Source organism: Bacillus sp. 5RYD7K (genome assembly GCF_059831465.1).
Genome location: NZ_CP191200.1, coordinates 3134786 through 3149008, shown reverse-complemented (window position 1 = coordinate 3149008; position 14223 = coordinate 3134786). Strand labels below are relative to the sequence as shown.

The window sequence follows — 14223 nt, the reverse complement described above, 5'->3', positions numbered from 1 at the left end:
TGTCTTTGAATAGGAGGAACAAACTTGATAAAACGCTATACATGCCAAAACGGTGTAAGAGTTGTGCTTGAAAATAATCCAACGGTGCGGTCTGTGGCAATCGGTGTCTGGATCGGAACGGGGTCACGCCATGAAACGCCGGACACAAACGGTATTTCGCACTTTCTCGAGCATATGTTTTTTAAAGGAACAAATACCAGATCAGCACGCGAAATCGCAGAATCCTTCGATCGGATAGGCGGCCAAGTGAATGCCTTCACTTCAAAAGAATATACGTGTTATTACGCCAAAGTGCTGGATGAGCATGCCAACTACGCACTTGATGTGCTGGCTGATATGTTCTTTCATTCTGCTTTTGACGAGGATGAACTCAAAAAAGAAAAGAACGTCGTATATGAAGAAATTAAAATGTACGAAGACGCGCCGGACGACATTGTCCACGATCTGCTGAGCAAAGCGACATACGGCAATCATTCGCTCGGCTACCCGATTCTCGGGACGGAGGAAACCCTTTCATCGTTTAACGGCGATTCTCTCAGACAGCATATGGATGACTTTTACACACCGGACCGCGTCGTCATTTCTGTCGCCGGAAATGTTACGGAACAATTCATTAAAGACGTGGAGAAATGGTTCGGTACATACGAAGCGAAGGGCAAAGCTAGCGGCATCAGCGAGCCTGAGTTTCATTATGAAAAGCTCACCAGAAAAAAAGACACGGAACAAGCGCACCTCTGCCTCGGTTTCAAAGGTCTGAAAGTCGGAGATCCGGATGTTTACGATTTAATCGTTTTAAACAACGTGCTGGGCGGGAGCATGAGCAGCCGTCTTTTCCAGGATGTGCGTGAAGATAAAGGACTGGCTTATTCTGTATACAGCTATCACAGTTCTTATGAAGACAGCGGTATGCTGACGATTTACGGAGGCACCGGCGCCAATCAGCTCGATCTTCTGTCTGAAACTATTCAAGAAACGTTATCGGTGTTAAAACGTGACGGCATTACCCCGAAAGAACTGGAAAACAGCAAAGAGCAAATGAAGGGAAGTTTAATGCTCAGCTTAGAAAGCACAAACAGCAAAATGAGCCGGAACGGGAAAAACGAACTTCTGCTCAGAAAGCATAAGACGATGGATGAAATTATCGCTGAATTAAATGCAGTCAGCCTGGAAAGCGTCAACGGTCTCAGCCGCCGGTTATTTACGGATGATTACGCATTATCGCTCATCAGTCCGACCGGAAATATGCCGGCTTCATCTTAAACGGGAAGTCTGCCTCTCTAAGGGGCAGGCATTTTTTTTTGCCCGGAATCATATAGTACAAGGGGGTGGCTATCATGAGGCTCAGTGAACTGTCAGGTAAAGAAATTGTAGACATTAAACGGGCGGAGCGGCTCGGCGTGCTCGGCCAGACTGATTTGGAAATTAATGAACAGGACGGGCAAATTACCGCGCTGTTGATCCCGACGGTAAAATGGTTCGGATTGCGAAAACAAGGCCACGACATACGTGTCCCCTGGAACCATATTCAAAAAATCGGGTCAGACATGATCATTTTAGACGTTCCCGGGGAGATCACTCCTCCTGAAGAGTAGACTATTCATTTTTTGCAAGCACCGGCTAAAACAGCCGGTGCTTTTTTTATGAAAAAGACGCTGTACATTCACCGCCCTTTCTCTTTGCACATACGATGAAGAGGAGGATGACACTTAAAAGATCCAGTAACTGTAAAGAAGGTGAACGTTTCAAATGTTAACCGGATTGACAATTGCGATTATTGGCGGTGACGCAAGACAGCTTGAGATTATAAGGAAGCTGACAGAACAGCATGCTGATATTTATCTTGCAGGATTTGACCAATTGGATGACGGTTTTACAGGAACCGTCAAATGTAAAATTGATGAGATTCCATTTCCGAAAATAGACAGTATCATCCTGCCTGTATCGGCAACGACCGGAGAAGGCATTGTCTCAACGGTTTTTTCAAATGAAGAAGTGGTATTAAAGCAGAGCTATCTTGAGCAGACACCGGAGCATTGCGTGATTTATTCAGGCATCTCTAATGCATACCTTGAGGGCATCGCCAGCGAAGCCGGCCGCAAGCTTGTTAAATTATTTGAGCGGGATGACATCGCGATATTCAACTCGATTCCCACAGTTGAAGGGACAATCATGATGGCGATTCAGCATACGGATTATACCATTCACGGGTCAAATGTCGCCGTTCTCGGCATGGGGCGCACCGGTATGACGATCGCCCGGACGTTTGCAGCGTTGGGAGCGAAGGTAAAAGTGGGCGCGCGGAGTTCGGCTCATTTGGCCCGTATATCGGAAATGGGGCTTTCTCCTTTTCAAATTGAAGAACTTACTGATCATGTAAATGATATTGATATTTGTATTAACACCGTACCGAGTCTGATTCTGAATCAAAGCGTTTTATCGCGCATGACGCCGAAGACCTTGATTTTAGATTTAGCATCCCGTCCGGGCGGAACGGATTTCAAATATGCTGAAAAACAGGGCATTAAAGCGCTGCTTGCTCCGGGGCTTCCGGGAATTGTGGCTCCGAAAACAGCCGGACAGATTATTGCGAACGTATTGAGCAAGCTTTTGGCAGACTTAAAGAAAGAGGGGAATTAGCCATGTCTCTGAATGGGAAAAGAATCGGATTCGGATTAACCGGCTCGCATTGCACATATGAGGAGGTTTTTCCGCAAATAGAAGCACTTGTCAGTCAAGGGGCTGAAGTCCGGCCGATTGTGACGTCGACCGTCCAATCGACCGATACGCGCTTTGGAGAGGGGGGAGATTGGATCAGAAAAATTGAAGAAGCAACAGGTTTTGAGGTAATTGATTCCATCGTAAAAGCGGAGCCTCTCGGGCCGAAACTTCCGCTCGACTGCATGGTCATCGCCCCCTTAACCGGGAACTCAATGAGCAAACTCGCAAATGCGATGACTGACAGCCCCGTCCTTATGGCTGCGAAAGCCACGATCCGCAACAGCCGCCCGGTCGTGCTCGGCATTTCGACAAATGACGGCCTCGGTTTAAACGGAACGAATTTAATGAGGCTGATGTCCGCAAAAAACATCTTTTTCATCCCGTTCGGCCAGGATGACCACGTGAGAAAACCGACATCTCTTGTCGCCAGAATGGATCTCCTTCCGATTACGGTAGAAAAAGCGCTTTTGCATCAGCAGGTTCAGCCTGTGCTTGTACAGCATCAGTAATAAAAAATCAAGACACATAAAATCATTCCGGAATAAAAAAATTCGGTCAATCCGTGACTATTCTATGGTAAAATAAAACGTAAAATGCAAAGTCAATTCAACAAATGATGCTTAATTGGCGGAAGGAGTTTTACAGATGGGAAGAGGATTACACGTAGCAGTTGTCGGAGCGACGGGAGCCGTAGGGCAGCAAATGCTGAAAACATTGGAAGACAGAAACTTTGAAATCGAAACACTCACACTACTATCCTCAAAGCGTTCTGCTGGTACGAAAGTAACGTTTAAAGGCGAAGAGTATACAGTGCAGGAAGCTGTTCCGGAAAGCTTCGAAGGCGTTCATATCGCGTTATTCAGCGCCGGCGGAAGCGTATCACAAAGCCTGGCGCCTGAGGCTGTAAAACGGGGAGCTATCGTAATTGACAATACCAGCGCATTCCGCATGGATGAAAATACACCGCTTGTAGTGCCTGAGGTGAACGAAGGTGATCTGCATAAACATAACGGCATTATCGCCAACCCTAACTGTTCAACGATTCAGATGGTGGCGGCACTTGAACCGATCCGCAAAGCATACGGCTTGAAAAAAGTCATTGTATCTACTTACCAAGCTGTGTCCGGAGCCGGCAATGAAGCGGCGAAAGAACTGTACAGCCAGACGAAGGCGATTTTAAACAATGAGCCTGCAGAACCGTCCATTATGCCGGTTAAAGGGGACAAAAAGCATTATCAAATCGCTTTTAACGCCATTCCGCAAATTGATAAATTCCAAGATAACGGCTACACGTTTGAGGAAATGAAAATGATTAATGAAACGAAAAAAATCATGCATATGCCGAAGCTGGAAGTGGCTGCGACATGTGTCAGACTGCCGATTGAAACAGGACACTCAGAATCTGTTTACATTGAGCTTGACCGTGATGACGCAACCGCAGAAGACATTAAACAGCTTTTAAAAGAGGCTCCGGGTGTTACGCTTCAGGATGATCCGGCGGAGCAGCTTTACCCGATGCCTGCTGATTGCGTCGGCAAACGGGATGTATTTGTAGGAAGAATCCGTAAAGATTTGGATAGAGCAAACGGTTTTCATTTGTGGGTTGTTTCTGATAACCTGTTAAAAGGCGCCGCTTGGAACTCAGTTCAAATTGCGGAAAGCCTGCAAAAACTGAACCTCGTATAAAACAAACGTATTTTCTATAGGCGAACAGAAGAGAGTATGGCTCTGCCTGCTCTCTTCTGTTACGTCAGACTAATTTGGAGTGAAAATAGTGAAAATCATTGTTCAAAAATTCGGCGGAACATCCGTAAAAGATGACAAAGGCCGCAAGCTTGCGTTAGCACACATTAAAGATGCCATCAGTGAAGGATATAAAGTTGTCGTTGTCGTATCGGCGATGGGAAGAAAAGGAGACCCGTACGCGACGGATTCTTTGATCGGGCTTCTTTACGGCAGCCAGTCCGACATTTCTCCGAGAGAGCAGGATATGCTTCTGTCTTGCGGAGAAACGATTTCGTCTGTTGTTTTTACCAGCATGCTGAAGGAAAACGGCATAAAAGCCGCAGCTTTAACAGGAGCCCAGGCCGGCTTTTTAACCAATGCCCAGCATACTGACGCCAAAATTATAGAAATGAAAACAGAGCGGCTGTTCGCGACACTCGCCAGCCATGAAGCCGTCGTTGTGGCAGGGTTTCAGGGAGCGACTGAAAAGGGCGACACGACGACGATCGGCAGAGGAGGAAGCGATACATCAGCAGCGGCGCTCGGCGCGGCGGTTGATGCTGAGTTTATCGACATTTTTACGGACGTCGAAGGCGTCATGACAGCTGATCCGAGAATCGTGGAAAATGCTAAGCCGCTTCCGAATGTCACATATACGGAAATCTGCAACCTTGCCTATCAGGGCGCGAAAGTCATTCATCCGCGCGCGGTGGAAATCGCCATGCAGGCAAAGGTGCCGATCCGCGTGCGCTCGACTTATTCAAAAGACAAAGGAACTCTGGTGACGTCCCATCATTCGTCTAACGTCGGCAGCGATGTGTTCGAACGGCTGATCACGGGAATTGCTCATGTAAAAGACGTAACGCAATTTAAAGTTCCCGCCAAAATGGGGCAATACAATGTTCAGACAGAAGTCTTTAAAGCAATGGCGAACGCCGGCATCAGCGTAGATTTCTTTAACATTACGCCGAGTGAAATCGTTTATACCGTATCAGGCAGTAAAACGGAAGCCGCGCGCAGCATTTTGGCCGAATTAGGCTATGAACCGACAGTGACGGAAAGCTGTGCGAAAGTGTCAGCGGTCGGTGCCGGAATAATGGGTGTGCCGGGTGTTACGTCAAAAATTGTCTCCGCACTTTCAGATAAAGGCATTCCGATTCTGCAATCAGCCGACAGCCATACGACGATCTGGGTGCTCGTTCATGAAAAAGATATGGTAACGGCGGTAAATGCGCTGCATGAAGTGTTTGAACTTTCAAAGTAAATGTGATTGAATCATGATGAGGTGAAAAAAATGAATGTCGGAAATATTTCTACAGCGATGATTACCCCTTTTGACAGTAAAGGGAATGTAGACTTTCAAAAACTGTCTACATTAATCGACTATTTGTTGAAAAACGGCACGGATTCTTTAGTCGTCGCAGGGACGACCGGCGAATCTCCGACACTTTCAACGGAAGAAAAAATTGCACTCTTTGAATTTACAGTCAAAGAAGTGAACGGACGCGTGCCTGTTATTGCGGGTACGGGAAGCAACAATACGAAAGACTCCATCAAACTGACAAAAAAAGCTGAAGAAGCCGGCGTCGATTGCGTTATGCTTGTCACGCCTTATTATAATAAGCCTTCCCAAGAGGGCATGTACCGTCATTTTAAAGCCATAGCTGAAGAAACGTCTCTTCCTGTTATGCTTTACAACGTGCCGGGCAGAACGGTCGCTTCGCTTGCGCCGGAAACGGCCATCAGACTTGCGGAGATTCCGAATATCTCTGCGATTAAAGAAGCGAGCGGTGATCTTGACGCGATTACGAAAATCATCGCCGAAACACCGGAAGATTTTTACGTCTATTCAGGTGATGACGGGTTAACCCTTCCTATTCTTGCAGTCGGCGGAAGAGGAGTCGTGTCAGTGGCCAGCCATATTGTAGGTTCTGACATGCAGCAAATGATTAAAAACTATACAAACGGGCAGACGGCAACCGCGGCACTGATTCATCAGAAGCTTCTCCCGATCATGAAGGAGCTCTTTAAAGCGCCTAATCCGGCTCCGGTCAAAACGGCGCTTCAGCTGAAGGGCCTTGATGTCGGATCTGTGCGTCTTCCTCTTATTCCGCTGGATGAAGATGAACGCCTGAGCCTGAGCAGCGTCATCAGCGAACTGTAAGAAAAAAATTTATACAGTTAAAATACGCGGTCATTCTCATTTTTATCGTGAGTTTGACCGTTTTGTCTACATATTGGTTTTCCCTAAACCTTCCGCTTCTTCTTGTTTTCTAAAATTGATATCAGTTATAATAGGAACAAGTGATGATGGACGGGTATGAGACTAGGAGGATACAGATTTTGAAAAAGAAAAATACAGAAAACGTCAGAATTATCGCCCTTGGCGGTGTCGGAGAAATTGGGAAGAACCTATATGTCATTGAAATTGACTCGGACATATTTGTAGTAGATGCGGGGCTCATGCACCCTGAAAATGAAATGCTCGGTATTGATGTCGTGATTCCGGATATTTCTTACTTGGTAGAACGGGCTGACCGCGTGAAGGCCATTTTTCTGACACACGGACACGATGAAAACATCGGAGGCGTCTTTTATTTATTGAACAAGCTGTCGGTGCCGGTATACGGAACGAAGCTAACGCTTGCTTTGCTGAGAGAAAAACTCAAGCAGTACGGGCATAATCGAAAAGCTGATTTACGTGAAGTTCACTCCAAATCAGTCATTACATTTGAATCAACAAAAGTATCGTTCTTTAAAACGATCCACAGCATTCCGGATTCAGTGGGAGTCAGCTTTAAAACATCACTTGGCTCTATTGTATGCACGGGAGACTTCAAATTTGACCAGACGCCTGCTTATCACCAATCATGTGATATCGGCGAAATCGCCAAAATCGGAAACGGCGGTGTGCTTGCCCTGCTTTCTGACAGCGCCAATGCGGAGCGCCCGGGATACACTCCGTCAGAAGCACATGTAAGCGGTGAAATTTCCGATGCGATGTACAATTCAGACAACCGCGTCATCGTTGCCGTATTCGCGTCTAATATCAACCGGATTCAGCAAGTGATTCAGGCTGCCGCCCAGAACGGCCGCAAACTCGCAATCGCCGGAAAAAATCTGCAAAACGTGCTTCAGCTTGCGCGCAAGCTCGGCTATATTGAAGCAGAAGATGAATTGTTCATTCCGGTGCAGGATGTGAAAAAATATCCGAAACGGGAAGTGGCAATTGTTACAGCCGGAAGCCATGGTGAGCCGTTAGCCGCTCTTACGCGGATGGCCAAGCAGGCGCACAAGCAGCTTAACATTGAAGAAGGAGATACCGTTGTCATTGCATCAACACCGATTCCGGGACATGAATTGGTATATTCCAAAACCGTCAACCAGCTTGTCCGCGCCGGGGCTCAAGTTATTTTCGCCCAAAAACGCGTGCATGTGTCCGGTCACGGTTCGCAAGAAGAATTAAAACTCATGCTTAATTTGTTAAAACCGAAATATTTAATTCCGGTTAACGGTGAATTCAGAATGCAAAAAGCGCATTCCAAAATCGCTGAAGAAATCGGCATGAAACGCAGCGACATTTTCTTAATTGAAAAAGGCGACGTCGTTGAATTTCGCGGCCAGAATGTGAAAATCGGGGATAAAGTCACGTACGGAAACGTTCTGATTGACGGCCTAGGTGTCGGTGACATCGGCAACATCGTGCTGCGAGACCGCCGCTTATTGTCACAAGACGGCATTCTCATTGTCGTGATTACGCTTGATAAGCAGAAAAAGAACCTCGTATCGGGTCCTGAAATCATTACGCGCGGTTTCGTATATGTCAGAGAATCAGAAGGCTTAATTGTACAAGCTACTGAGCTCGTCCGGTCAATCGTGACAGAAGCGACGGAAACATCCGCCGTAGAATGGTCCACGCTGAAACAAGCCATGCGCGATGCGCTGAACCAATTCCTTTATGAAAAAACAAAACGCAAACCGATGATCATTCCGATCATTATGGAAGTATAATGTACACAAAAGCCGGAGCGCATGATGCTCCGGCTTTGTTTTTGTTCATCTCCCGGATGGAAACCCGCTTCTTTGTTCATAATACAAAGAGACATTCGGAAAGGGTGAAGATAAAATGGATCATCGTATGGAAAACACCGAAGAACAGCAGCCCGAAAAATCAGATGCGAAAGACAGCATTATGAGCAAAATTCAGCAGCTGGGAGAGACATCTCTGCCGCAAATGTCGCAAGATACCAATATTCACTGTCTGACAATCATCGGCCAAATTGAGGGGCATGTCCAGCTGCCGCCGCAAAATAAAACAACCAAATATGAACACGTCATTCCGCAAATCGTCGCCATTGAACAAAATCCGAAAATTGAAGGACTTCTGATTATCTTAAACACCGTCGGCGGTGATGTGGAAGCGGGGCTTGCGATTGCAGAGATGCTCGCATCTTTGTCAAAACCGACCGTTTCAATCGTACTCGGCGGGGGACACTCGATAGGTGTTCCGATCGCCGTGTCATGTGATCATAGTTTTATCGCGGAAACAGCGACTATGACCATTCACCCCGTTCGGCTTACAGGTCTGGTTATCGGGGTTCCGCAAACATTTGAATACTTGGACAAAATGCAGGAGCGGGTCGTCAACTTTGTGACCCATCATTCAAATATTTCCGAAGAAAAATTCAAAGAACTGATGTTTTCAAAGGGAAACCTGACCAGGGACATCGGAACGAATGTAGTCGGAAAAGATGCGGCTGATTACGGATTAATTGATGCCGTCGGCGGCGTCGGACAGGCGATAAAAAAGCTGAATCAGCTGATTGAAGAACGAAAGGGCGAGGAAGGAATGATGATTCAATGATCCTTTATACCGTCATGCCTCAAGAAGTCGTTTACGGTCAGGAAAGAGAGCAAAGCGCGCATGAACAGGTAGACTATGCCGGTGTGCCGCTGTTAGTCGAAATGAAGGGAAATGAAGCTGAAGTCGTACAGATTTTAAGTACGAACCCGATGGATTTTCTGAATCCGGACATCGCCCCGGGGCAAAAAATCAAGTTGAAAATCTAACCGGCATTCAGTCCGTTTCTCGGGGGCAAAATATGCTATAATAGGGGAATCCTACAGAAAAACGCAGCCGGTAAAAGGCTGCTTTTCTTCATGATGTATGATTTTACATTTTTTAATGCAGTAAGGTGATGAGTGTGGCAAAGAAAAAACGGAAATCTAAAAAGAAACAAGAGAGTAAGCTCAATCTAAAATACGAACTAAGCGGACTGCTCTGCGTTGCAATCTCGATTATTGCTGTTTTGCAGCTCGGCGTTGTGGGACAGACATTTGTGTACTTGTTCCGTTTTTTTGCCGGAGAGTGGTTTATTTTATGCTTAATTGCGCTCTTCCTTCTGGGAATTTCGCTGTTTTGGAAAAAGAAGAGTCCAAGTCTTTTAACGAGAAGGAAAGCCGGATTGTACTGTATTATCGCCAGTATTTTGCTGCTGTCTCACGTACAGCTCTTTAAAAATCTGTCTCATCACGGGTCGATTCGGTCCGCAAGTGTCATCGGCAACACGTGGGAGCTGTTTATGATGGATATGAAACAGCAGGCCGCCTCGCCTGATTTGGGCGGCGGTATGATCGGTGCGGTACTGTTTGCAGCTTCCCACTTTTTATTTGCATCAACGGGTTCACAGATCATGGCGATCGTGCTGATCTTAATGGGGCTGATTCTTGTAACGGGGCGTTCACTGCAGGAAACGCTCAAAAAGTGGACGAGCCCCGTCGGCCGGTTTATCCGCGGTCAATGGCAGGCATTTCTTGAGGATATGAAAACGGTCAGAACGAACATGTCTTCGCCGAAAACAAAAACCAAATCGGGCAAAAAACAAAAACGGGTTCAAAAGAAAAAAGAAGTGCCTGAGCCGGAAGAAGAGGATGAGGAAATCATTTCGCCGCTCATCCATTCAGAGCCGATTATTTCAAGCTTCTCAGACCGTCAGGAGAAGCGTGACGAACCGGTGATTCCTGAAGAGACGCAGGAGACGGCTCAAATGGTAAAAGAAGGGCCCTCCGGCGGCGCTCAAGACAGTGACGAACCGGCGGCTGCGGCTCCGCCCATGACGTTTACAGAGCTTGAAAACAAGGATTATCAAATGCCTTCATTGGACATTCTGGCTGACCCGAAACATACAGGCCAGCAGACCGATAAGAAAAACATTTACGAGAATGCAAGAAAACTCGAACGGACTTTTCAAAGCTTCGGCGTAAAGGCAAAAGTAACACAGGTTCATCTCGGTCCGGCGGTCACAAAATATGAGGTCTATCCGGACGTTGGGGTCAAAGTCAGTAAAATCGTGAATCTGAGTGATGACCTCGCGCTCGCGCTTGCCGCGAAGGATATCCGGATAGAAGCGCCGATTCCGGGGAAATCAGCAATCGGCATTGAGGTGCCGAACGCTGAAGTCGCGATGGTTTCGTTAAAAGAAGTGCTCGAATCCAAGCTCAACGACAAGCCGGATGCGAAGCTTCTGATCGGATTGGGGCGAAACATTTCCGGGGAGGCTGTGCTTGCCGAACTGAACAAAATGCCCCATCTGCTCGTCGCTGGGGCCACGGGAAGCGGGAAAAGCGTCTGTGTCAACGGTATTATTACGAGCATCCTGATGCGAGCCAAACCGCATGAAGTGAAAATGATGATGATTGACCCGAAAATGGTTGAGCTGAATGTGTATAACGGCATTCCTCATCTGCTTGCGCCGGTCGTGACAGATCCGAAAAAGGCCTCACAGGCTTTGAAAAAGGTCGTCAATGAAATGGAGCGCCGCTATGAACTGTTCTCCCATACGGGCACGAGAAATATAGAAGGCTATAACGACCATATCAAGCGGTCAAATGCCGAAGAAGAAGTAAAGCAGCCCGAACTGCCGTACATCGTCGTCATCGTTGACGAGCTTGCCGATCTGATGATGGTCGCTTCTTCCGACGTGGAAGATTCGATTACGAGACTTTCACAGATGGCCCGGGCGGCAGGCATTCATTTGATTATCGCGACACAGCGGCCTTCAGTCGATGTCATTACCGGAGTGATTAAAGCCAACATTCCGTCGAGAATTGCCTTCAGCGTCTCATCTCAGACCGATTCACGGACGATTTTAGACATGGGCGGCGCTGAAAAGCTTCTGGGCCGCGGAGATATGCTGTTTCTGCCTGTAGGCGCGAATAAGCCGGTGCGTGTTCAGGGAGCATTTTTATCGGATGAAGAGGTTGAGCATGTCGTAGATCATGTCATCACACAGCAAAAAGCGCAGTACCAAGAAGAAATGATTCCGGAAGAAACCGCGGAAACACACAGTGAAGTGACGGATGATCTGTATGACGAAGCGGTCGATTTGATTATCGGTATGCAGACGGCATCTGTCTCCATGCTTCAAAGACGGTTCAGAATCGGATACACGAGGGCCGCGCGTCTGATCGACGCAATGGAGGAACGGGGCGTCGTCGGGCCGTATGAAGGAAGCAGACCGAGGGAAGTACTATTATCAAAAGAACAATATGATGAGCTCTCTTCTTAAAAAGGAGAGAGCTTTCGCTTAAAATGATACCGCCAAAATCATTCCTATTTATTTTTTTATCAAAACATGATATAGTTGTCCCAATTGTTCAATAATTTATGAAAGTGGTTTACGGAGGGGAAACATGTCTACAAAAGCTGACAATCGTCACTTGTATTTAAAAGTGATTGAGCGAATCAAAGAGGATATACAAAACGGAATTTACACCGAAAAGGAAAAGCTTCCTTCTGAATTTGAGCTTTCAAAATCGATGGGTGTCAGCCGGGCAACTCTGCGTGAAGCTTTACGTATCCTTGAAGAGGAGCATGTGATTATCAGAAGGCACGGTGTGGGCACTTTCGTCCATACAAAACCGCTGTTTCTTTCAGGTATTGAACAGCTCAACAGTGTGACGAAAATGATTCAGCAAGCGAACATGGTGCCGGGTACGATTTTTTTGTCGTCTCAGGTTATTACACCGTCTGATGAAGATATCGCAAGATTCCGGCTTGAGCCTGAGCAGGAGCTTTTTTATTTGGAGCGTGTGAGAACGGCAAGCGGCACTCCGGTCGTTTACTGTCTGGATACGATTCCGATGGACATTCTGCCGAATTCTTTCTGTCATGAACAGGAGTCCATTTTTGATCTCTTGGAAAAAAACTCCGGATCTGTGATCAGCTATGCCGTTGCTGATATTGAACCGATCGGATACCACGATACGATTTCACCGGTTTTGGAATGCGAACCGGAGACGGCGCTTTTATTGCTGAAACAAACCCACTATAATCAGCATGATGAGCCTGTGCTGTATTCATTAAATTATTTCCGGGCTGATAAGTTCAGCTTTCATGTTGTCAGAAAACGTTTTTAAGACAGACGCGTCATGTGTCTGTTTTTTTATTTGCGCCGTTCGTACATACTTTGTTTGCCGCAAGGCACAATAAAACAGGAAACAACCAAGTATAGTGAATGGGTGAATAAGTTGAGTAAGAAGAAAAATGGAACGAAAAATATCATTGCTTTGGCTTCTGTACCGCTCGTCATGACACTCGGGAATTCGATGCTGATTCCCGTCCTTCCGATGATTGAAAAGAAGCTGTCCATATCGTCTTTTCAAGTATCGTTAATTATAACGGTATATTCGATTGTGGCGATTATTTGTATTCCGATTGCCGGATATCTGTCCGATAAATTCGGAAGAAAAAAGGTCCTTCTGCCTTGTCTTCTCATAGCCGGTGCGGGCGGCGCGATTGCTGCGATAGCTTCGACCGCGTTCAAGCATCCATATCCCATTATCTTGGCGGGACGGGTGCTTCAGGGAATCGGTTCGGCAGGGGCGGCTCCTGTTGTGATGCCGTTTATCGGTGATTTGTTCAAGGGGGATGATGAGCGGATTACCGCGGGGCTCGGCGACATTGAAACGTCTAACACAGCCGGGAAAGTTCTAAGCCCGATTCTCGGGTCGCTCTTGGCTGCTTGGTTTTGGTTTATGCCGTTTTGGTTCATTCCGTTTTTTTCGCTCATCAGTTTTTTTCTCGTTTTGTTTTTGGTGGCAAAGCCGGAGAAACAAAAAGAAGTGCCTTCTATTTCCGAATTCGTGAAAAATGTAGGTCACATATTTAAGCGGGACGGCCGCTGGCTCTTTACGGTATTTATCATCGGCTGCGTGATTATGTTTTTGCTGTTCGGGGTTCTGTTTTATTTATCAGACTCGCTGGAGAAGAAGTACGGAATTGACGGTGTGGCTAAAGGAGCGCTGTTAGCAATCCCGCTTTTATTTCTATCCGTCAGTTCATATATAGCAGGCAGAAAAATCGGGAAAGACCAAGGCAGAATGAAGTTTTGCATTGTTTTTGGAATGAGTGCCGTGACACTGTCATTTATCGGCCTGTGGTGGAATCACAGTTTTTATTTATTATTTATCTTCCTCTGTGTAAGCGGTACCGGAATCGGAATGGCATTGCCGGCGTTAGACGCTGTCATCACAGAAGGCGTAGACAACGAGGAATCGGGAACCATCACCTCATTTTATAACAGCATGCGGTTTATCGGAGTAGCGGCAGGACCGCCGATATTTGCTGCGCTGATGTCAAATGCAGGCTGGCTGATTTTCATTTTATCCGCTTTTTGCGGCATTGTATCAGTATTTTTAGCGCTGTTAAATATCTCTTCACAAGCAAAAGAAAAAAAGGAATCATTAAAGACGGTGTAATCTGCACTGTCTTTTTTTATT

General features: G+C 46.6%; 13 protein-coding genes. All 13 read left to right on the top strand.

What is annotated here, in order from left to right:
- Window positions 1–24: 24 nt before the first annotated feature.
- The 13 genes from ACQE26_RS15410 to bcbE all read left to right on the top strand — a co-directional run bounded on the left by ACQE26_RS15410 (window position 25) and on the right by bcbE (window position 14202).
- Window positions 25–1260 carry a M16 family metallopeptidase gene (locus tag ACQE26_RS15410; protein WP_016936082.1) on the top strand — a complete coding sequence of 412 codons (1236 nt, stop codon included), beginning with the start codon at window positions 25–27 and terminating at the stop codon, window positions 1258–1260.
- Window positions 1261–1334: 74 nt separating this feature from the next.
- Window positions 1335–1592 carry a YlmC/YmxH family sporulation protein gene (locus tag ACQE26_RS15405; RefSeq protein ID WP_003154176.1) on the top strand — a complete coding sequence of 86 codons (258 nt, stop codon included), beginning with the start codon at window positions 1335–1337 and terminating at the stop codon, window positions 1590–1592.
- Between the two features lie 154 nt (window positions 1593–1746).
- On the top strand, window positions 1747–2637 hold the full coding sequence (dpaA, locus tag ACQE26_RS15400) for a dipicolinic acid synthetase subunit A (protein ID WP_016936081.1): 891 nt from the start codon (window positions 1747–1749) through the stop codon (window positions 2635–2637).
- A gap of 2 nt (window positions 2638–2639) precedes the next feature.
- Window positions 2640–3227, top strand: a complete 588-nt coding sequence (gene dpaB / locus ACQE26_RS15395) for a dipicolinate synthase subunit B (protein WP_060962771.1) — start codon at window positions 2640–2642, stop codon at window positions 3225–3227.
- A gap of 136 nt (window positions 3228–3363) precedes the next feature.
- The gene (gene asd, locus ACQE26_RS15390) at window positions 3364–4404 is read left to right on the top strand and encodes an aspartate-semialdehyde dehydrogenase (RefSeq protein WP_207579515.1); all 1041 of its coding nucleotides are present in this window, start codon (window positions 3364–3366) and stop codon (window positions 4402–4404) included.
- Window positions 4405–4492: 88 nt separating this feature from the next.
- On the top strand, window positions 4493–5707 hold the full coding sequence (gene dapG, locus ACQE26_RS15385) for an aspartate kinase (protein WP_060962769.1): 1215 nt from the start codon (window positions 4493–4495) through the stop codon (window positions 5705–5707).
- A 30-nt stretch (window positions 5708–5737) separates the two neighbouring features.
- The gene (gene dapA, locus ACQE26_RS15380) at window positions 5738–6607 is read left to right on the top strand and encodes a 4-hydroxy-tetrahydrodipicolinate synthase (protein WP_500470006.1); all 870 of its coding nucleotides are present in this window, start codon (window positions 5738–5740) and stop codon (window positions 6605–6607) included.
- A gap of 179 nt (window positions 6608–6786) precedes the next feature.
- A complete protein-coding gene (rnjB, locus tag ACQE26_RS15375) occupies window positions 6787–8454 on the top strand; it encodes a ribonuclease J2 (protein WP_016936077.1) in 1668 nt (555 codons plus the stop codon).
- A 115-nt stretch (window positions 8455–8569) separates the two neighbouring features.
- Entirely contained in the window at window positions 8570–9307 is a 738-nt protein-coding gene (locus tag ACQE26_RS15370) for a ClpP family protease (protein WP_047474942.1), read from the top strand.
- Complete coding sequence (locus ACQE26_RS15365; protein ID WP_016936075.1) at window positions 9304–9513, top strand: YlzJ-like family protein; 210 nt, start codon at window positions 9304–9306, stop codon at window positions 9511–9513. Before ACQE26_RS15370 ends, ACQE26_RS15365 begins: the two co-directional genes overlap by 4 nt.
- A 134-nt stretch (window positions 9514–9647) precedes the next feature.
- Complete coding sequence (locus ACQE26_RS15360) at window positions 9648–12011, top strand: FtsK/SpoIIIE family DNA translocase (RefSeq protein WP_500470005.1); 2364 nt, start codon at window positions 9648–9650, stop codon at window positions 12009–12011.
- Between the two features lie 124 nt (window positions 12012–12135).
- A complete protein-coding gene (locus ACQE26_RS15355; protein ID WP_060962767.1) occupies window positions 12136–12861 on the top strand; it encodes a GntR family transcriptional regulator in 726 nt (241 codons plus the stop codon).
- Between the two features lie 111 nt (window positions 12862–12972).
- Window positions 12973–14202 (top strand): bacillibactin exporter BcbE, encoded by a 1230-nt coding sequence (gene bcbE, locus ACQE26_RS15350; RefSeq protein ID WP_500470004.1) that lies wholly within the window; start codon window positions 12973–12975, stop codon window positions 14200–14202.
- Window positions 14203–14223: the final 21 nt, after the last annotated feature.